Origin of the sequence: Chryseobacterium ureilyticum, assembly GCF_900156735.1 — a bacterium.
Lineage (GTDB): Bacteria > Bacteroidota > Bacteroidia > Flavobacteriales > Weeksellaceae > Chryseobacterium > Chryseobacterium ureilyticum.
In genome coordinates, this window is sequence record NZ_FTOL01000006.1 from 75769 (window position 1) to 97012 (window position 21244).

General features: G+C 34.4%; 17 protein-coding genes. 3 read left to right on the forward strand and 14 right to left on the reverse strand.

All coding sequences use genetic code 11. From position 1 onward, the window contains the following. Positions 1 to 63: 63 nt before the first annotated feature. From BW983_RS16320 to BW983_RS16355, 8 genes are all read right to left on the reverse strand, one after another. Entirely contained in the window at positions 64 to 1101 is a 1038-nt protein-coding gene (locus tag BW983_RS16320; RefSeq protein ID WP_076552978.1) for a TerC/Alx family metal homeostasis membrane protein, read from the reverse strand. Between the two features lie 86 nt (positions 1102 to 1187). After that, complete coding sequence (locus BW983_RS16325; RefSeq protein WP_065396583.1) at positions 1188 to 1796, reverse strand: TerD family protein; 609 nt, start codon at positions 1794 to 1796, stop codon at positions 1188 to 1190. A gap of 106 nt (positions 1797 to 1902) precedes the next feature. After that, positions 1903 to 2826 carry a hypothetical protein gene (locus BW983_RS16330; protein WP_167370002.1) on the reverse strand — a complete coding sequence of 308 codons (924 nt, stop codon included), beginning with the start codon at positions 2824 to 2826 and terminating at the stop codon, positions 1903 to 1905. 40 nt (positions 2827 to 2866) lie between these two features. Next, a complete protein-coding gene (locus BW983_RS16335) occupies positions 2867 to 4042 on the reverse strand; it encodes a toxic anion resistance protein (protein WP_185116872.1) in 1176 nt (391 codons plus the stop codon). Positions 4043 to 4044: 2 nt separating this feature from the next. Continuing rightward, on the reverse strand, positions 4045 to 4602 hold the full coding sequence (locus BW983_RS16340) for a TerD family protein (protein WP_076552980.1): 558 nt from the start codon (positions 4600 to 4602) through the stop codon (positions 4045 to 4047). Next, positions 4592 to 5416 (reverse strand): phosphoribosyltransferase family protein, encoded by an 825-nt coding sequence (locus BW983_RS16345; protein WP_076552981.1) that lies wholly within the window; start codon positions 5414 to 5416, stop codon positions 4592 to 4594. Before BW983_RS16345 ends, BW983_RS16340 begins: the two co-directional genes overlap by 11 nt. Positions 5417 to 5424: 8 nt before the next feature. Next, positions 5425 to 6093, reverse strand: a complete 669-nt coding sequence (locus tag BW983_RS16350; protein WP_076552982.1) for an HAD family hydrolase — start codon at positions 6091 to 6093, stop codon at positions 5425 to 5427. A 290-nt stretch (positions 6094 to 6383) separates the two neighbouring features. Further along, positions 6384 to 7922, reverse strand: a complete 1539-nt coding sequence (locus BW983_RS16355) for a SulP family inorganic anion transporter (RefSeq protein ID WP_076552983.1) — start codon at positions 7920 to 7922, stop codon at positions 6384 to 6386. A 626-nt stretch (positions 7923 to 8548) separates the two neighbouring features. Between BW983_RS16355 and BW983_RS16360 the strand changes: the two genes are divergently transcribed. Next, positions 8549 to 8977, forward strand: a complete 429-nt coding sequence (locus tag BW983_RS16360) for a transposase (protein ID WP_076552984.1) — start codon at positions 8549 to 8551, stop codon at positions 8975 to 8977. An 11-nt stretch (positions 8978 to 8988) separates the two neighbouring features. Beyond that, entirely contained in the window at positions 8989 to 9336 is a 348-nt protein-coding gene (locus BW983_RS16365; protein ID WP_076552985.1) for a hypothetical protein, read from the forward strand. A 1012-nt stretch (positions 9337 to 10348) separates the two neighbouring features. Here BW983_RS16365 and BW983_RS16370 read toward each other — a convergent pair. After that, a complete protein-coding gene (locus BW983_RS16370; RefSeq protein WP_084184548.1) occupies positions 10349 to 11011 on the reverse strand; it encodes a hypothetical protein in 663 nt (220 codons plus the stop codon). A gap of 139 nt (positions 11012 to 11150) precedes the next feature. Continuing rightward, entirely contained in the window at positions 11151 to 12668 is a 1518-nt protein-coding gene (locus BW983_RS16375; RefSeq protein ID WP_076552986.1) for a TROVE domain-containing protein, read from the reverse strand. Between the two features lie 396 nt (positions 12669 to 13064). Between BW983_RS16375 and BW983_RS16380 the strand changes: the two genes are divergently transcribed. Further along, complete coding sequence (locus BW983_RS16380; protein WP_076552987.1) at positions 13065 to 13511, forward strand: VOC family protein; 447 nt, start codon at positions 13065 to 13067, stop codon at positions 13509 to 13511. Positions 13512 to 13587: 76 nt separating this feature from the next. Here BW983_RS16380 and BW983_RS16385 read toward each other — a convergent pair whose 3' ends face one another. The 4 genes from BW983_RS16385 to BW983_RS16400 form a co-directional block, all read right to left on the reverse strand. Then, complete coding sequence (locus BW983_RS16385) at positions 13588 to 14934, reverse strand: SWIM zinc finger family protein (RefSeq protein ID WP_076552988.1); 1347 nt, start codon at positions 14932 to 14934, stop codon at positions 13588 to 13590. 3 nt (positions 14935 to 14937) lie between these two features. After that, a complete protein-coding gene (locus tag BW983_RS16390) occupies positions 14938 to 17637 on the reverse strand; it encodes a DUF6493 family protein (protein ID WP_076552989.1) in 2700 nt (899 codons plus the stop codon). After that, positions 17634 to 20153, reverse strand: a complete 2520-nt coding sequence (locus tag BW983_RS16395) for a DUF6493 family protein (RefSeq protein ID WP_076552990.1) — start codon at positions 20151 to 20153, stop codon at positions 17634 to 17636. Before BW983_RS16395 ends, BW983_RS16390 begins: the two co-directional genes overlap by 4 nt. A gap of 499 nt (positions 20154 to 20652) precedes the next feature. After that, on the reverse strand, positions 20653 to 21204 hold the full coding sequence (locus tag BW983_RS16400) for a 3'-5' exonuclease (RefSeq protein WP_076552991.1): 552 nt from the start codon (positions 21202 to 21204) through the stop codon (positions 20653 to 20655). Between the last annotated feature and the right edge of the window lie 40 nt (positions 21205 to 21244).

The window sequence follows — 21244 nt, forward strand, 5'->3', positions numbered from 1 at the left end:
TCTGCAACAAAAAAGCCCTAAAGATGAATCCTTAGGGCATTTATTTGTATGATATAAGTAAGATTACTCTTCTAGTTTTTCTTTATCCTCTTCTTTATCAGGGAAAATAATAGATAAAAGAACTGATATTACCAGTACTCCACCTACAATTCCCAATGAAATAGGAGACGAAATATGAATCCAAGGTGCAATAAGCATTTTTACCCCAATGAATGAAAGGATAATTGCCAATCCATAAGGAAGCTTGCTGAACATATGAATAAAGTTCGCCAACAGGAAATATAATGATCTTAATCCTAAAATTGCAAAGATGTTCGATGTATAAAGGATAAACGGGTCATTTGAAATTGCAAAGATCGCCGGAATGGAGTCTACAGCAAAAAGAACGTCTGTAAATTCAATAACACCCACCACCACTAAAAGTGGAGTTGCCATTTTGATTCCGTTCTGAATAGTGAAGAATTTATCACCATCATAATTATCGGAAACTTTCCAGAAACTTTTGATCAGTCTTGCTCCTGCAGTATTACTGTAATCTTCGTCCTCATCATCGCCTCCGTCACCCCATGATTTGATTCCTGCATAAACAAGGAATAGTCCAAATAGAGTCATTACAACGTTGATTTTTACAGCTTCACCAAAAATATTCATTTCCGGAAGATAAGTAAGATTGATAAGCCCTACTCCTGCAAAGATGAAGATCGCCCTGAAGATCAATGCACCAATAATCCCCCAAAAAAGGACTTTATGATGAAGGAACTTTGGAACTTTGAAGAATCCAAAAACAAGAATAAATACGAATAAGTTATCAACAGAAAGCGCTTTCTCAATCCAGTATGCCGCCTGATACTGGGTAAATTTCTCTACAGCCAGCGCATGACTTTCAGGGGTTCCGTCTGTATTGAAAACCCAATACACCACTCCTGAAAATATCATAGACAGCGAGATCCATACGATAGACCAGATGGTAGCTTCTTTGGAAGATACTTCGTGACTTTTTTTATTGAAAACTCCTAAGTCCAGGAGTAGCATGATAACTACCGTTACCGCAAATCCCCACACCAAACCAGGGTGCAGATCTAAAATACTTTGATGTTCCACTTGAGTATATGTTATTATATGATAAAAGCAATAGATGTACAAAGTACAAATATTGCTATTTTATTTATCTTTTGATTTATAAATGATTATAAATAATTCATCTGTACCGTCTGAATCGTTTGCTCCAGTTTTCTGTCTGCTGTAGGATCCCCGATAGCATTGAATTTCCACTCCCCGTTTCTTCTGTAGAAAACCCCTAATACCATAGCAACATGTCCTTTGAAAGAAACATCATTTGCGATGTCATATTTAGCAAAAACCTCTTTCACATTGGTTGGCGTTCCTTCGTAGATACGGATAGAAGCGAAAGGAATAGTTCCGAAATCCTGACCTCTGTAGCTGTTCAATACCATTGCAACATGGTCCACATTAGGTTCAAGTTGACTGAAATCTACAGTAATCACTTCATTATCCAATCCGTCATCTCCATTTATATCTCCTGTAAGATCATCTCCACTGTGTCTTACAGATCCGTTTCTTGATTTCAGGTTTCCGAAATAGATTACTTCAGTAACGTTTTTGTTTGAATCATATAAAATACAGCTTCCGTCTAAGTCTACTGCTTCTTTTTTAGTTCCAAAAAGACCTTTTTTTTCAATTGCTCCCCAGTTGATTCCTACACAAGCTTGGGAAAGTTCAGCTCCGTTTTCTTTTTTAAGGTTAATTCTCTGACCTTTTTGTAAGTTGATAGCCATCTTTTTATGTTTAGTTGTTATTTATATTTTAGCAAAAGGGCGAAAAAGCCAAATTGCAAAATGGGTAAAAGGCGAATTTGCGGTTTGCTTTCAGCTATCCTGCCTTTTAGTTATTATTCAAATTCAAATTAAGCATTGCGCGCAGAATATTTGTTTCTTCATCAAAGTCAAATATTTTGCTCATAATATCAATATTTTCGAGGTTTTTAATATAATCCTTCAAGACACCTTCTACCTCAGGAGGTAAATTCCGTTTTCTTTCATTCATACTGTTTTCAAGCAGTTCATTTTTACTTTTCAGCTGATCAATGATGGTACTCTGATTGGATTGGTTTTCAGAAATATCAAGTTTATCAAGTTCTTTGTCAAAAAGATAAAGCTTTTTATCATCTACACTGAAAATAAAATAATCATCAGACTGAAAGATCTTAAAAAGTTCATATTCATGGGTTCCGATAATGTAGCCACAGACAAAGCGAACTTTAAATCCCTGGATATTAAGTCTTCCTAAGAGTTTTCTTTCAATGGAATAATCCCTGTACTGATATGCAGGAAAAGATTCAACCTTCAACAGTGATTCATCTGCTTCTGATCGATAAAATTCCTGTGCATATTTTTTATGAAAGTATAACACATTCTCCCAATTGGCTGTATAAATATCTTCTGTAAGATCTTTATACAGGGTTTTTAAATGTTGAGAAAAAACACCGCTGTACATTTTCCTGTCCGTCTGAAAACTGTCTATTCGTCTTTCTTCAAAACCTGAAATATATTTTTTGTTGATGTCAATTTCATTGATGACAGTCAGCATTTCATTTTCTTTCTGCCTTTTAATTTTAGTAAGCAGTTCTATGAGACTGTCCGTATACTGCAGATGGAAAAGTTCTAATTTATTATAATCTAAAGCCGTATTTTCCTGGAACAGATTGTGGATAATATCTGTTTTGATGTAAATGGATATTATGTCAATATGTTCAAAAAAATTAGCAAGGAGCTTAAGTCTGGTTAACCTCCTTTTGCTTTGTGACAATATAATTGCTGCATCTTCCCCCACCGTAGTATCCTATAAATTAACCTCTGACATTTGCTTTCAGTTCATGTTCCAATGTCTGAAGATCCTGATCAAGTTTTCTTCTGTTCTCAGCTCCTGTTTTCTGGATCTGTTTCACCTCATTCAAGGTATTGATCAACATTGAAGTTGTTTCTCTTAATGTTTCTACAGATACGATAGTCTGCTCATTAGCTCTCGCTACATTGATAGAGTTCTGACCAAGACGTTCTGCATTCTTTCTTAAAATTTCCTCTGTAGTAGCAGATACTTTCTGCTGGATCTCAATATTCTGCTGCTGTCTGTACATGGCAACAGCAAGTGAAAGTTGATTTTTCCATACAGGAAGTGTAGTGGTAAGAATAGTCTGTGCTTTTTCTGCAATAGAAACGTTGTTATTCTGTACCAATCTGATCTGTGGAAGAGACTGCATCATGATAACACGCACTACTTTAAGATCAGCCATTCTTCTGTCTAGCCTTGCAATAAAGTCTCTTTTATCTGCAATCTGATAATCCTGGAAATTCTGAGGATTAGCTTCCATTTGAGCAAGTTCTCCTCCAGCTCTTTCCATTCTGATATTTCCAGCAATTACAAGTTCTTCAATTTGCTTGATAGAGTTTACATTGCTTTCAAAAATAGTCTGAAGAACAGCATTATCTTTTGTAGAAGTAATGATTCCTGCATTTACCTTATAAGAGATCTGCTCAATATTATTAATGATCTTGTCATATTTCGTAAATAAATTCTCCACCTGCGTTATTACTTTCTTCATGAAAGGTAATTTGCTAAGGAAGCTTTTTACTTTATTTCCGTTAAGTTCTTCAACGTCTACATAGTTTAATTCTACTAGTAAATCATTAATAAGTCCTCCTACTTCTCCTGAATTTGATCTTCTTACATTTCCTAAGAAGCTATCACTCTGATTGGTTAATGTCTTTTGAAGCTCTGCTCCGAAGTTTACAATAGATCCCGGATTTGCCTCATCAATAGAGTTCGCAAGAACTTCATATTTCTGACGTTCTTCAGACTGTAGCTGAGTAAGGTTTACGTTTCCTTCTCTGTCTACAAGTACTGCTGGTGCTGCATTTTGGCTTTGAACCGGTAAACCTGGTGATGCCATTGGTGTGGGTTCAAATGTTTTAAGCGGTTCAATTGACCCTAGTGGATCTATGGGTTGATTTTCTTGATTATCCATAATTATTTCTGATAAAGTGATACAAATTTCTCAAGGCCGTCTCTCTGTCCTGCTCCTACAGCCTCAAATTTCCATTCTCCGTTTCTGTTATAGATTCTTCCGAATTCTACTGCTGTTTCGATTGAGAAATCTTCGTCTAGCTCATATTTTAAGATCTCTTCATTCGTATCTGTATTAAAAATTCTGATGAAAGAATTTCTTACCTGTCCAAAGTTTTGTTTTCTTGAATCTGCGTCGTGAATAGTTACGACTACAGTAATTTCTTTTACAGCACCATCAATTTTTGTAAGATCAATTTTGATCTGCTCATCATCACCCGATCCTTCTCCTGTAAGGTTATCTCCTGTATGGATTACTGCTTGATCCGGAGACTCAAGGTTGTTATAAAAAATAAAGTGGTTATCTGAAACCAGTTTTTTATCGTCCCCCAATAAAAATAAAGAAGCGTCAAGGTCAAATGCTGTTCCTGTAGAAGTATTATTGATATCCCATCCTAAACCTACAGTAAATTTAGGTGCGTTAATATTTTCTCTTTGTCCTTTTTGTAAGTTAATAGCCATAATATAATTCCGTTTGTGTTAAAGTATTGATGTTGTTTTCGTATTCTTTTATTAAATGATAATTGTTACTGATGGCAAGCTCCAACAGAAGATCCATCTGTGCCTTTTTTACTTTAGACGTAAGATAATCAAAATTACTTGATTCCAAGCTTAAAATATATTTTACAATCCTTGTATTGAACTCAAAGCTTTGCTTATTCATCACTTCTGCAATATGTTCTACATTTTTCACCGCATAGTAATTGAAAAAGTTTTCAATTTTAGGATCAAGGTCAAAATTCATCAGTTCTGCATAATACAGGAACATAAAATCTGCCTCTACTTTATATTCATCAAGGATTTTGTTTACCGTATACTCATGACTTCCCGTAATTTTTATATCATCTATAAAAATACAAAGTTTTCCTCTTAAAAAATCTTTATCGATGTAATAAGTATCATTGGCAATCAGATTTTTGCGATCTTCGAAACTAAGATTACCATAATCTGTTATATAGGTATGATTTCTATTGATTTTTGATAGGATGGAAGATTTCTTTCCTTTTTGAAATAAATAGAAGTCCAAATGCTTTTTAAAGAAAAAACACAGAAAGTTTGAAGCTGTAGGAATTGCCATATAAGGACTTGGAAGTACTACAATTTCTTTATCTGTATTGAAAAGGTGTTCATTTTCAGAAATAAGTCCATCGAATAATTCTTTTGCAAATTTTTCAGCATACGACTTATCGCCATATTTGAAATAGCTGTATTCTGCAGGTGAAAAAGTAAACTCATCCGCTGAATGAATGTGGTGTAAGCTGTATCTTTTGTTCATGTTTATCTTTAGTGTTTAAGTAGGTGTGCGCTGAAACCGAAGTCTTTTGCTCCCTTGTAATCTGCAACAGGATTATCTCCGATATGCAGAATCTGACGCATAGGAAGCTCCTGATCTTTGATATTATTCTTCACTTCCTGAAAAATAAGAGGGTTAGGTTTCGAACAGTTGATTTCGTCTGAATAAATGTGAAAATCTATATACTGATCCAAATTTTCATGAATCAGAAATTTTCTCATTGTTTTTCCTTTGATGAATCCTGTATTACTCAGAATATTGATAGTCTTCCCTTGATTTTTAATTTCATCAAAAAAGCTATGGATATTTTCAAAAATGATAACAGGCTTATATTCCAGAAACAGCTCTTCACTTTTTACATAAAACTCATTAAGCTTTTCTTTGTTTAAAAATTTTATATCTACATTCAACGCACCTAAAATCATCAGATAAATTTCAAATGTATCTATATTCCCTCCTGTTACTTCATTAATTGTATTGCAAAGATCATCGTAATATTTTACGGTTCTTGCAACTACTTCTATGGGAGCATCCACATTAAAAAACGAGGAGAACAGCTCAACTCTTTTTGTTTTAAATTCGGGATGAGATTTTATTAAGGTGAGCCACAAATCAAAAGAAAAATGACAGTGGTTATGGATGTCGATATCTGTTTTCAATATGTTTTAGTTAAAAGTTTTCTTTAGCTTTCTTGAAAAAGATTTAAAATGTTTGAATCATCAACAAGTGTTTAATTTCTATTCTTCCCAAAGATAAAATTTTTATCATAAAAGTATTACTTCGATTCTCTGTTTTAAGATATTTTATGATTTGATAGCAGAAACAATAAAAAAGGACTATAATTTCTTATAGCCCTTTTTCCTGTTACGGGAGTTTAGATTTTTATTGTGAATAGTCAATCTTCAATTCACTTCGCTTGCAAAGCAAAATTCACATATTGAATCCTTAACTATTTTTCCGGCATTACTTTATATGTTGGATCTTCCTGAATATTTACTTCTACAATGGCTTCAGCATTTTTCAGCATTTTACGGCAGTCTTCGCTGAGATGGCGGAGATATACTGTTTTTCCCTGCTGCTTGTATCGCTTTGACAGTTTATCAAGAGCATCAATGGCACTCATATCCACAATGCGGCTTTCTTTAAAGTCTACAATGATCTCGTCAGGGTCATCCATAGGATCAAATTTATCTGCAAAAGCTGTAGCAGAACCGAAAAATAATGGTCCCAATATTTCATAATGCCTGATTCCGTTTTCATCAATATATTTTCTGGCACGTATCCTTTTAGCATTATCCCATGCAAAGACTAAAGCAGAAATAATAACTCCTACCAAAACAGCCAAAGCAAGATTGTGAAGAACCACAGTAATCAAAGCAACTGTAATCCCCACGAATATATCAGACTTAGGCATTTTATTCACAATTCTGATGGAAACCCACTGAAAAGTACTGATTGCCACCATCATCATCACCCCTACCAGTGCCGCCATCGGAATTTTTTCTATGATGGGCGCACCAATTAAAATAATCATAAGGATCATAAGGGATGCAATAATTCCTGATAATCTGGCTCTGGAACCTGCATTAAGATTTACCAATGTTTGTGCTACCATTGCACACCCCCCCATTCCACCGAAAAATCCGTTTATAATATTTGCCAGCCCTTGAGCTACAGATTCTTTATTTGTATTTCCTTTGGAATTTGTGATCTCATCAACCATAGATAAAGTCAGAAGTGATTCAATTAGCCCTACCCCTGCCATAATCAATGCATAAGGGAAAATAATCTGTAAGGTTTCCACGGTAAAAGGAATCTGTGGGATATGAAAACTTGGAAGATTTCCGCTGATATGAGCAATGTCGGCTACTGTTTTCGTTTGAATATTAAATCCAAGAACGACAGCAAACACGACAATGATTGCCACTAAAGAAGCAGGAACAGCTTTTGTAATTTTCGGGAACAGGTAAACAACAGCAATCGTAAGAGCCGTTAATCCTCCCATGATATACAAAGGTGCCCCCTGAAGCCAACCTACAATACCATTGCTGTCTGTAGTTTTAAATTGTTCTACCTGTGCCATAAAAATAATGATTGCCAATCCGTTCAGGAAGCCATACATTACAGGCTGAGGAATAAGCCGTACAAACTTACCGAGCTTGAAAACCCCGACAAGCATTTGAAGTATTCCTGCCAGTGCCACGGTTGCAAAAAGATATTCTATTCCGTGAGATTGTATTAAGGCAATCAACACAACAATGGTAGCTCCAGCTCCTCCGGAAACCATTCCTGGGCGACCTCCCAAAACAGCTGTTACAAAACCCATTATACAAGCTGCATACAGCCCTGTAAGAGGTGACAGCCCGGCAAGAATTGCAAATGATAGAGACTCAGGAATCATGGTCATAGCAACGGTAAAGCCAGCCAATAACTCATTTTTATAATTAATTTTTTTCGAAAAATCGAATAAGCTTATGGTATTTTTCATTGAACTGCAAAGGTATATACTTGCTTACTGGTATACAATTTTTTATTTTCTACTTTTCAACACAATTCTAATCATTAAAATAATTCACACATAAGTTCCTATAATATGTTAATTTTAATTAAAATTATCTTATAAATTCACTTTTTTAAACTTCTAACGAGAATCTCTTATGATTTTTGTTTACATTTGAGAACAATTAAGCAGATTATTCGGTACTAAACAAATATTCAAGGCATACAACTGATTGTCAGAATACATACAATCGTTAAATACGTAAAGCTTATAAATAGTATTGCATAAAAAATCTTTAATAGGTTATATATTATTTACACAAAATGGTAGAAAAAGGAGGTTTGAAAAAGAAGAAGAGTTATAAATCCATTGAAAATAAAAAATACACCTAAAGGTACATTCAAGTGGTAACGACTATATTTTTTTAAGAAATTAGGCAATCCTACCCTGATTAATTTTTTGAAAAGTCATAGTTCTGTTAATTTATCTGATTCTTTCTTTACAACTTCTTTTATATCTCCCTATCTGAATCTTGAACAACAGATTGTGATACACTTGATATATAACTATTCGAGCTTTCTTATGTAGAATTTTAATTAACAGATATTTTAAAAATGTTATACAAAGAGATCCATATTGGAACGTTTATTAAGGAAAAAGTAGATGAAAATGAAATAACAATGGAGAGGATCTGCAAGTTTCTGGGCAAAGATGAAGATGTTGTGGAAAAAATGTACAATAGCAAATCTATGGATTCGGATCTTCTTCTAAGGTGGTGTAAATTATTGGAATACGATTTTTTCAGACTTTATAGCTCGCACCTGATTTTATATGCACCTCCCGCTGCTATTAATAAGAACCAGCAGAAGTCTGATAAAATTCCTTATTTCAGAAAGAATATTTACACTCAGGAAATCAAAGAATTTATCATGAAAAGAATTATCTCTGGAGAGATGACGCAAAGTGAGGTTATTAAGGAATATTCCATTCCTAAAAGTACTCTTCACAGATGGCTTCAGAAAAGTGATAACACGAACGGATAAACTGAGATAAAATGCGCCCCAATTACAAAAAAATCTATCAGGATATGCTTAAACTTGAGTATCCGGATAAATTAAAAGATCCAAAAATCAAAGAACTTCTTGGCAAACTGGAAACCACAGAAGATGTCCTGAAATTCAATGACAGACTCTTCAAACCTTCAAAGGAAAGCCAGAAAAACAATCAGAAACTGAAGACTTATGATAAGAAAACCATGCTAAAACTTCTTCAGTATCAGAAGAAACATGGGCATTCTACTAGTTATATGTCTAAAAAGTATAAAATAAGCAGAACTACCCTCACCAAATGGAAACAAATGTTTGAGGAAGAACTTGAAAAAAAAGAAAAGAAAGCCGATTAATCATCGGCTTTTTTTGTAAAGGTAATGATAAGGAAAAACGGGGCTTAACTTCCAGGATTCGAACCGGATAACCTTGCCGGAATTACCGACTTCGTTATTCCTCCCCAAATAGCTGTAACAATGAATTTTTTCCTGACAACACTTATACAATACATTTAGCACTAAGCCGGAGGCGGGAAGAAAGGAAAGTTTAGAAAATTACGATACAAAGATGTATTCCAATTCCCGCTTCTGGCTTAGTTACTTAAAATATAATCTTATAAAAACAAGGCAACAGGCAAATAGTGATGTCGTGCTCTACCAGCTGAGCTACTCTTCCTTTAATTTTTAGTGGAAGAGACAGGATTCGAACCTGTGTCCCCGTCGTGATGATCGAAGTAACACTATTCTACGGCACTTGTTTGTTTTTAAAAAAAAGAGGCAACTATTCGAAAAGACTTTTATAAATCATTTTCATGATCTATTCTGGAGTCGAACCAAATGTAACCGAAGTAAGCCTTCTCTACGGCACTCTTTCATAATAATCAAGGTAAAACTGTTGGAATCTTCCGTGCATTTGCTCTAACCAACTGAGCTACTTCTCCTTTTCGAGGGAAAAGGCAGGACTTGAACCTGCGACACAATGTTTATGATCTCGAAGCATGATTCCAAAACGACACTTGAAAACAGCAAGGCAATTGTGCAAACAGACACGTATTAACGGTGTGCTATCTTTATACTATCTGCATTGCAGAACAGGACTTGCACCTGTACTTCCGTTCCCCCCACGAAGTATTTCTGTTTTACGGCACTTGCTTTTTTATAAAACCAAGCAATTCAATTGTAAGAGTAATGGTTCAATTAAAAGTTGACGATGGAACTCTTACAGACGGCATTGGTTTGTTTTTACCGGGCAATTTTCGAAAAGACTCTGTCAGTTTGGAATCGAAGTAGGTCTTCTCTTACGGCACCGGTGTTAATTGTTACTGCAAAATTAAACGGCTAGTACGCAATCTATTTACGCAGATGTATTTTATTTAATTCCCGATATAAGTTTTGAAATTTTTTCAGCGTTATTAATATTCTTTTTTTCCAAAATATTCAAAATTCTATTGTTAAAATTTATCTGATGTTGTTTTATTTTTTCCAACTCCTTTGTCAATAATGCCTCAGAGATTTCAAATTTTATGGTTATATTTTCAGGAATAATAGTACATTCTTCGGTGTAATCTGAAAAACTGATGATACCGTTTTCTCTTTTATACAGAATCCAAGGGTGCCCAATCCATATATCTTTCCATTCGGAGGTCTGGTTTTCAAAAATTGCCTGCCATTCTTGTATATTACTCAGATCGCTGCAACAATTGGGTTCAATCAAAAATTCATTGTTATTTTTAAATACAACCCCACCATCAAAAGATAATACAAATAGATCTTCTTCAGAGTCATCAGCATCTATTTCTTCAAGCTTATGATTTACAAGAACCTGTAAAGTTTCATCATCAATGGTTTCAATATCTACTAAAAAAGATCCTTTTTGAATTGTATTTACGTTGATATTAAGCTGAGAAGCTACTTCCATCATTTTCACGAACCATTCTTCATGGTTTGGATAATCTGTAAATTCAGGGAATTCAAAATCTTCATCGGAATATTTAAACAGATTGATTTCAATTGTATTAATAAGTTGTATCATTGTTGATTAGTTTAAAGTTTTATAGCCCCGATTGCAACGGCATCCTTTTTCAGTTTCGGCTTGAAATAAGCACTGGCGAAAAAGATATAGTGAAAAGCGGGAATAAGCTCCTAAAAATTGTATTGAAAAGCAGTACCTTTTACAGCACTACTTTTTGTATGATTTCAATTGCCGATTTTTGATCTTCCAACGCATTCAATACATCGAAAATTTTGTCTGACCAACCAGCAATAAGGTGTACATCATTTCTTTTGATATCTATTGGCTGTCTTCCATACCCTGCAAGGTCAAAGATATACAACTTTGCTTTAGGTGCCAAAGCTTTATACTTGGTCCAGGAGTATTCAAAAGAGTTTTGATTACTATTACTGTCCCAAAGCTGAGCATCGGTAAACAACATTACTTTATCTACTTTTTCCTTTCTTCTGATCAGATCTTCAATCACCAGATAACCGTTTGTAGAGTATCCTACTTCTCCTTCTCGCTTGTAGAAAGCATCTACGTTTCTAAGGATCCCATTTTTAGGCATCGGAACGCGTAACCAACGATCACCGAATATTCCCGTCACTACATTCTGGCATTTTGACTGTAAGATCATAGACATCAGCAAACCGATATCATACAACAAAACCTTACTTTTGGGAGAAACTGATTTCTGCATAGAGCCTGAAACGTCTGCCGCAATAACTACTGAAGTATCAAAACCAAAGCCTTTAATGTTTTGAGCACTTTGGGCAACGGCTTCTTCTAATGCCTCCAATACGGATGACAAATAAGGTGAATCTATAGCTTTCAATTCTCTGTACGCAGCCAGAAAACGGAATGGTAACTGTTTTGAATTTGCTACCGCTTTTTCATCAGCCAGGTAACGACAGACTTTCTCCATTGCTTTAGAAGACACTTCTGCTTCCAGAATGTTTCTCAGGTTTCGCAAAGTTGCCATATATCCCAGTTTATTACTGAAGATCAGCTCTTCCCATTTATTTTTGAAAGCCAGTTTTCTTTCTGCTTCATTGATAAATTTAGTCTGTCCCAATACTGAAAGTTCTACTTCCCAGGTATAAGGTGTTTCCAACATATTATGCGCAATTTTATTGAAAATTGTCTGCTGGTCATCATTTTTAGCTTTGGGATGAACAAGGAACAAGGCATCTTTCATTGTTACCTCAGCTTTTCTATTGTATTTTGCAAACTGATATTCATCAAATCTATTGAATGATTTCGCAAGTCCTTTCTGAATCTGCTTGGATAATCTGTTCAGCTTTTTAGTTTCTGTTCTTTTATTCGATAATTGGTAATATGCCAATAATTCTGTGATTTCATCTGCTCTCTGAACAACTCCATTTACAGTTCTGCTCACCAGATCAGAGCCTGAAATTTCTTTTGCCAACTCTGTAGCCAAGACTAAAGGAACGGAACGTAAATGCATATCTTTTCTTGCATAAACAGCTAATTTTGCTACAAATTTCGGATCATTTTTATCAATCAGAGACTTTATTCTCTCTAATCTGTCATCTCCTTTTTCATAAGAGATATTGGACAGTCCTGTTGTCACCACAGCACTATATAATTCTTCTTCTGGTGTCATCATGTATGCTTTTTCACCTTCGTAGTTCAAGATTTCTTTATTTTCTTTTTTCAAAAAATTAAATTTCATGAGTTACTGTTTTTTAGTTAAACATAGGAAGAGTTGCTTCCTCTCTGATTTCTGATGCAAAGTAAGGACTGTATTGCGCAAACTTTTTGCGTAGATTATTTTTTGAAAAATTTTATTTCAATATGATTGAAAAAAAGCTAAAAACTCTCGCAGATTTAGGTTATGACGCAGATTCTTTAAGTTTTGGCTAAAGCCAATGGAATTTGGTTTATGTATTTGACCGACCGGGCTAAAGTCCGCCCCTATTGATGTTGATATCCAAATGGATATACATATGGGGAAATAGTTGTTTAACGATTTTATCTTTTATCTATCATTCATTTTTACGAAAGAAATCGTTATTATCAGGCTTTTATACTAGGGTTTCCTAGTTTTGTCTACATTAAAATTAAAGCTATGATTAAAGGATTATATGAAACTCATGTTCAGGTAAGTGATTTGGAAAAAGGAATTAAGTTTTATACAGAAGTATTGGGATTGAAGTTGGCACACAGGGATGAAACAAGACCTATAGCATTTCTATGGATTGCTGAAAATAAAGAGTTTATGCTTGGGTTATGGGAACAGAAAGAGAACCTTCAGCCAAGACATTTTGCATTTTCGAGCAGTAAGGAAGATATTTTAAGTTATTCTGTAAAGTTTTTAGAAGATAAAAGTTTAAAGCCTTATAACTTCCTGAAAAACGGAAGTATTGAACCGATGGTCTTTGCTTGGATGCCGGCACTGGCTATTTATTTTAATGACCCTGATGGCAACCAACTTGAATTTATTTCAATTCTTGAAGGTGATGGGAAACCTGAGCTGGGTGTTTTGACTTATGAAGAATGGATGAAACAGCATTAACCTTCTTATATTTTTTAAATAGCCACGAATTCACGAATAAAAATCCGTTCATCCGTGGCATTTTTTCGTTAAGCTTTTATTGTCTATTGACAAGCTTTTTTACGGCAAGAACATGTTTACAGGGACCTCTTTCACACTGATACTTTCTGAACCATTCACAAGTGCAGCGTTCTTTTTCTTCTTCAAGAATAACTGTGTGATGTACTCCGGTTCCCTGGACTCTTGCTTCTGTTCTCTCTTTGTTTTTATTTAGGATTTCTACTTTTCCACCTTCTATCAATTTTTCAGCATTCTTCATACGAGGGTTTAAGCCTAAAATTCTACTGAGTTTAAACGGTAATCTTCGATAAAAGAATTCATTTTCATCCAAATCATAACCCAATAATCCCATTGCAGCTAATCTTCCTGTAATGTTATCTGTTGTACTCAAGCTTATGTTTTCTTCCACGGCTAAAGTAGTTTCATTGAACGATTGATTTGCATATGCATATTTATCTAAAGCATCAATCCATTCATCGGGAACTTCTGTTGTAAGACTATCCAATACCGCTCCTTCCCCGGAAAATCCTCGCCAGCTCTCTCTGGATAAGGAGAAACTGAATCTTATATTCCCCATATAAAGCTGCCATGTTGTAGACTGCATATTGGAATGTGAAAAGACCTGCATACTGTCTATGTAAGGAAGCAACGGCTCCACTAACCGAAGTCTGTGAAGTCCTCCAATACAAACTGCATCCGCAGATTTTACTGGTGAGAACATAGGCTTATTTCCTCTCACAATAAGGTAGTAGTCTGATTTCACTACTCCTTTTGGCATTCCGCGGAATAATTGCTGAGTCTGAATTTTATTAAATGTATGCTGCTTTTCGGACTCAGACAAATAGATTTGTACAGTCCCCAAACCTTTGATCCATTTAGATGGTAATGGAACTTTTCTTTCAACTACTTTTTTTTCTTCTGTATAAAGACCAACCTCTTTTTCTCCAACGGAGAGCATAATTTTTTCATTGGGACGAATACTTCCCAATGCGGTTATCATCGGTTGATTAAAATCTACATTGGTGGTTCCGTTTTCCAGAAATTCACCATCCAATCCGTCGGGAAGAACATCTATCCTTGCATAAACACCTGCACAATGTGAAAAACCTTCAAAACGAAGTCTTTCATTTCCAGCTGTTACAATCGGATCTTTAAGTAATGCCATCTGAAAAGGTGACAGGTTGAAACTTGATTTCACAATATTGGAAAGTGTAATCAGGCAACGTGCCAGAATAAAGGGTTGCCCAACATTTCCCCAGAAAAAACAGGGAACGTCGGTATTTTTCTGTATCTCACTGTATTTCGCAAGAAACAGCTCTTCAAGAGCATCTTTCCTGACCAGCGAAGATGACCTTGAATAGTTGTAAATAAGCGTATCTTCCATAATTTATTTTTTGAGAAGAAGATTGCAGATTTTTTTCAGGCTCGAGTTTTCTTTCCAATCGTTTAATTTTTCTATAACTTGTTTATTAGCTTCCGATTGGTTTAAAGCTAATACTTCATGGTAAATTTCTAACAGCTTTTTCAAATTGGTAACCGGCTGATCCATTTGAAGCAATATGTTGGATATTAATTCTTCCAAAGCCATATTATGATCTTTACTTACATTCAGCATATGATGCTGCATAAGATCTGTTAACCTCTTAACAGGAGCCCACTCCAGCTTTTCATGCAGACCTACCACTTTTCCTAATTGAGCGTTGTCTATCATTTTATGAGAAACATGTTCCAACCAGATTTCGGCTGCAGTTCCTCTGATTGTTTTATCTCCATCTAAGAATATTGTTCCCAGAAACAGATGCCCCATAGAATCTAAAGGTTTTTTGATCTGATAAAGAGCCTGCGCAGTATGCAGCACCAGATTTCTCTCATATACTTCCGCAATACCGGAATAGAAAAGGCAATATTTAATCACCTTCGCCAAAGCATTTCCTAACGTATTCGGAAAACACCACATCAATGCTGGAATTTCGGTAAGCTCTTTCTGCTCAGCAACGAAGTATTCCAGAAACAGAGGTCCTTTTCTTTTTTCCAGGTGATATTTAGGAATCTCAATATTCAGTTCTACCGGATAATATGAGTTTTTCTTACTGTCTATGGTCTTCCAATTGTAATTTCCTGAAAAGAATTCGGAAGGAATAGTATCATATCCAAAATCGTTAAATTCTTTAAAAGTAGTTTCCGGAGAACGCGTAATTCCTGCTGTCATCCACCATGAATGATGTTCAAATTTTCCTTTCGGAGTTACATTTTTACCAAAGAAGAATAGTAATAAGTCTTTATATTCTCCTTTTAATTTTTTTTCAGCCAGCTGCAATGCTTCTGATATATTATCTAAAGCGCAACGCTGCAATGCCAGCTGAACATCAAGATGATTGGGTTCAATATTTTTATTCTGATAAATTTCAAATTTTTCAACCAGACTCACCGGAGAAATCCAACACGGTGAATGTGTAGTGGTAAACAATAACGGAGTATTATCCCCCAATTTTATTTTATGATTGATATAGATTGCTATTTCTTTGAATGCCTCCATCGTAGGACATTCTGCTCCTACATTTTCAACAGGACCTAATTTTTTCTGATAGTTTGAATACACTTCTCTTGAAGCTTCTTCATCACGGGTTTTCTGATATATTTTTTCTAGGTTTTTGAGCTGAATAGGGTATTTTCCCAACAAACTTAGCCCATAATTAATAATCAGATTACACAACAAAACATTTAAATAAGGAACTTCCCACTTTGCAATAGTTTTACAGGCTTTAAGGAATACCGGCTCAATCAATTTTACAGATTCAGCGTCTACATCATTTGCAAAACGGATAAATCCGTCCAATGCTATATCACAATGATGACTATACGGATCATCTATTGCTAAAGGAAGAAAAAACATAAGGTCCTCAAAGCTCTCTAATACTTTCACTTTATTCTCATCTGTAATAAGAGATAATTGCTTTGAAGTAATCACTTCCAGTTCCGGTTGTTTTTCTTCTATATATTTAGCTAAAACAGGGCGTACATTCGTTAATATATTATCTGAATAATGAGAAAGTGCCTCCATCATATTTTCAGATGCGGGTATATACCTTTGAATAATTTTCGCAGCTTTTGACTGTATTCCATCATCTTTGCTTACAAATGCTGTACTTAAAGCCATTCCCAACATTTCCGGGTCTATGATCTTCTTTTGGAATATCTTTTCTGTAAGCATCAGGCTGGCAATAACCACTGTTTTTACTTCTGAACTCAACAAATTCGGTAAGTAATGAGAAAATTCATCACTCTTAAAGTCAGAAGTTCCCACTATTTTTTTCAAATGGGTTAATATAGTATTGACTGCCTTTGACTGTGCTGAAGAAAGCCCCGCAAGCAAATCATCCTGAAGCTCTACTAATTCTTCATCTGTGGGTTTCAGTGCTGTAAATGAATCCATAAACCAACCTGTAACATTTTTATTGAAATTTCTGTTTGATGCCAGAAGACATTCTCTCAAAAATCTTTTTCTTTCAATTTTTTGTTCTGCTACCAGTTTTTGTATTAACGGAAACCATTCTTTTTGAAAAGGCAATGATTTGGAAGGATATTCACACAAATACCAAAAATGAGTTTTAAGAGTATCAGGGTGATGATTCAGATCTACCACGGGGTAATTACTGAGGTGATATCCCAGTAATTCCGGCTTAGGCTGAACATAACCTTTTTCTGTCCATCCTAAAATATCTTTATAATTAAAAGCTGTGAATTCAGCATCTATAGAATCATTAATAAAGTCTGAAAACCAATCCGGGCACCCCCATTCCAATATTTGCTCTGCCTGTTCTGCATTTCGGAAAATACTCCAGTAATTTTTACCAAAGTTTTTCTGATCCATACAAACAAATGATGCAATATCTATGATTGAGTGTTGATTCACAGAACCCGCAGTATGATAAGAATTTTTGGTCATGATGATCTTATTGATCTCACGGTCCATTTTTTTTATCGTGGGTACTAATGTTTTCTTTTCTTCCGAAGAAAGTTGCTTCAAAAAAGGGATGATCTCATGTACTTTTTCCTCATTAAGAATCTCATAAAGTCTCTCTTTCATTGGTTATTAATTTGATGTATAATTTTTTTCAGGTTATTCTCTTTTTTCCATTCTTGAAACAAATCCAGAAGACTTTCATCTACTTTGGACTGGTTTTGATTTAGCAGTTCATAATACAGCTCCAATAGCTTTTTAAGATTAAAAACCGGCTTTTTAATTGCTGAAAGAATGGATATCAGCAGTTTCTCTAAGGCTTGGTTATGACTGGTAATCAAATTGATAACTCCCGAAACCCCATCTATAAACCGTCTCACAGGAGCCCATCCGAAATTGATCTTTTCACCCATCAAAATTCCAAGTTTCTGTATATTGAAATCTTCGGAAACCGCCTTGTTTATTAAGACTTCAAAAGCCATACCAGAGAAGGTCTTATCTTTATTAAACAGTCCCGAAGAGAGGAATAAATAGTGTATCGACTGGAAAGGAATATTCAGCTTCATCCATGCATCAAGAAACGCTATATTCCCTTTAATATCATACTGATAATCAGCATTTGATAAATTTTCATTATATTTTTTCGCAACTACTGATCCTGAAAAATACGGAGCTGTATATAAAATATGAATCAGGTCCCGATCATAAACACCATGATATGAATTGAATAAATAATCCAAAAAAGAAGCATCTTCAGCAAGTTCTTTTTTGTTCTCAATGGATACTAAAAGTTGTGGAATTTCTTCCGTAGCATTCCATTTATATATCTTCCTGTAACCAAAATCCCAATGGAAACTTCCATCCAGATATTCTTTCTCATACTGTTCTTTAAAATAGTTTTCATCAAAAACAGGTTTCAAAAGATTGAAATAATCTTCATTCAAATCTTCCTTTGCGTATTGTTCTGCTTCTCGAAGGTTTTTCTTTTCTACACGAAGTAGGGCTATCTGCAAATCAAAAGGGATAGGTTGTTCATTATATTGCTGATAGATTTTTAACTTATCAACAAGTTTACTGGCTGAAATCCAACAGGGAGTATGATCCGGCACAGAAAGAACCGGAAGTTTTTTATTCTGTTTTAATAATTCAAAGATTCCTAATAGTAATTGATGATAAGCCTTGAAAATGAAAGGAGTTTTCTTTTCACACCAATTTTCAAGTACTGGAAATGCTAACCTTGCATCCTGTAAGATCTTTGATGTATTTTTCTGTTTTAGTAAAGCATAATTTACTAGAAATGTAGCCAACAAATGGTGAAGTCCTAATGTTTCTTTTCTTTTGACAGCAGCTTTAAAGGCTGGTTCCAGCTGAAAAAAATGTTCTTCTGTAAATTCATCATTAAACCTTACTATACCATCCAGAAACAAATCGAAATGATAGGTTTCATTATTATTGAAGATCTGCGATGCCAGAAATATAAAATCTTCTATCGTCTCAATGGGAAAAACAGGCTGTGATATGTACCACAAATCCTTTGTATATTCTTGTTGTTCTTTGATTTCAGGAGCTATATTTTTCTTAAAAAATTCGTTTAACAAAGTTTGAGCATCTGACAATATAGAATCTTTATAAAAATTCAGTTCATTCTGAAGTCTTTCTGAATTCTGATCACCGTATTTGGCAATAATTTTTGCTCCTTTTGTCTGAAGTGTTTTATCTTTATTCAGGAAAACTGGCATCAAAAGCATACAAACATCTTCACGGTATTTTTTATTGTTTTTTACAATTTTTTCTAAAGCCTGAAGCATTGCATTAGTTGTATTCTTTGTGGGAACCGTCATCAGCGAGCCTACAGACTGTAAGAAATCTTGAGTGTTAAAATCATTATCTGTAAGTACAGGATTAAGTACTTTTAATACTCCCGGAAACAGAGAATGTTGTATGGAATGAAAAATAAGAAACAATTCTTCTTGCAGTCTTATGATTTCTGTATCTGTGGGTTCAAGATGGATAAAAAGTTCCAGAAACCATGTGTTATGTTCTTTTGAAAAACTGAAATTAATAGCATTAAGTGTAGCCTTTAATAATCTTGAACGGTCAATCTTATTTTCATCAGAAAGTTTTTTTAAAATATCTTTCCAATTTCTTTCTGCGTAAGATCCAATGATGCTAGATTCATGTTCAAATAAAAGCCAGATATGTGATTTCAGTGTTACCGGATAAGTAAATAGAATGTCATCAGTTTTTGAAGAAGATGCCAGTAATTCTGCAGATACTGTTTCATTTAGATTAAAATATCCTTTACTATTCCATTCCAAAATTTTCAAATATTCATAACCTTCTAAAAACAGATAACTCTCCCCGATCCATTCCGGAACGTAGGATTCAAATAGTTCATCTATAAGGTTAACTGGAATTGAATAGTATCCTGGTTTTAATTTCTCATATTCAGCTTTAGTGTTACTACACGCCAAAGCTGCTAACACTGAGATTGTATTGTGTCCCCATTCCTTATTGATATGTTTCTTCAGGATGGAAACAACTTCTTTTTTATCTTTTGGTATTAGTTTTTTAAGAAACGGAACTATTTCCTTGATTTTATAGTTTAAATATATAGTCTTAAATTCCTCTGCAATAAACATAAATTCTTTCTTGTCAGCTAAAATAACAAAAATTGACTGATAGACAGTAAATTATCCCATAAAAGTGAATTTTTTAACAAAATTTTAAGTTAATTAAACTATTCATATTACGTGTTTTAATTTAACATATAAAATTCCCTGTTTAAAGATTTATATCATAAAAACAACAAAACAAGAGATCAAATACAGTATTGTTATTCTTTGTATTAATATCTTATTCTGACTAATAATTTAAATTTATACTCTTAAAAAATTTAACAAAAAATAATATACTACACTTTAGTTATTCACTGAACTGAAAATCTTATTAATCCTGATTGCAGTAAATAAATTACTAATTCCATCCTAAATGCTGAAATTATTCTGATAAAAGGAATGGGATATGCAATTCCCGTAGAGTTATATGATCTGATTACTAAAAATAGTATTAGAATCTTTCCAATAAAAAAGCTGTACAATAGTGTACAGCCTTTCTGTTTTATGCTATTTTACTTACAACCTAGTTGTTCTTTAAGCACCAATGAAGGATTTTTGCAATATTCCTTGCATCATCTACCCCTCTGTGATGAGTACCATCAAGCTTGAACCCAAGTTCATTCAAAGCTCTTTGCATTCCTACGCTTTTTCTTACAGTAGGATGTATTTGCCCGAATAAGGTTTTCACGTTGATATGATCATCACCCAACGGATAATCCACATAAAATCTTCTTGCCTGGTCTTGAAGCATATTAAGATCATAGTTTCCATAGCTTGCCCAGGTTAAATTCTCGGAATCATATTCTGCCCTGAGAATATCAAAAGCATCTTCAAGCATTATTCCTTCGTTATCCAGCAAGTTTTGGGTAAGCGTTGTCAATTCTGTACAGAAAGGACTTACTTTTGAGTATTGAGGTTTTATTAAAATCCCTTCGTTTTTGGAAATCTTCCCGGTTTTTGCATCCATGATACAAACTCCGATTTCTATGATCTCACTTTCTTGTCCTCTCGGGGGTCTGTTTTCCCAACATGTTGCTTCGAGGTCTATAATTAATATATTGTCTGTTGTTTTCACTTGTTTATTTTTTTTAATTAAAATAGAAGTAGTTTATTTT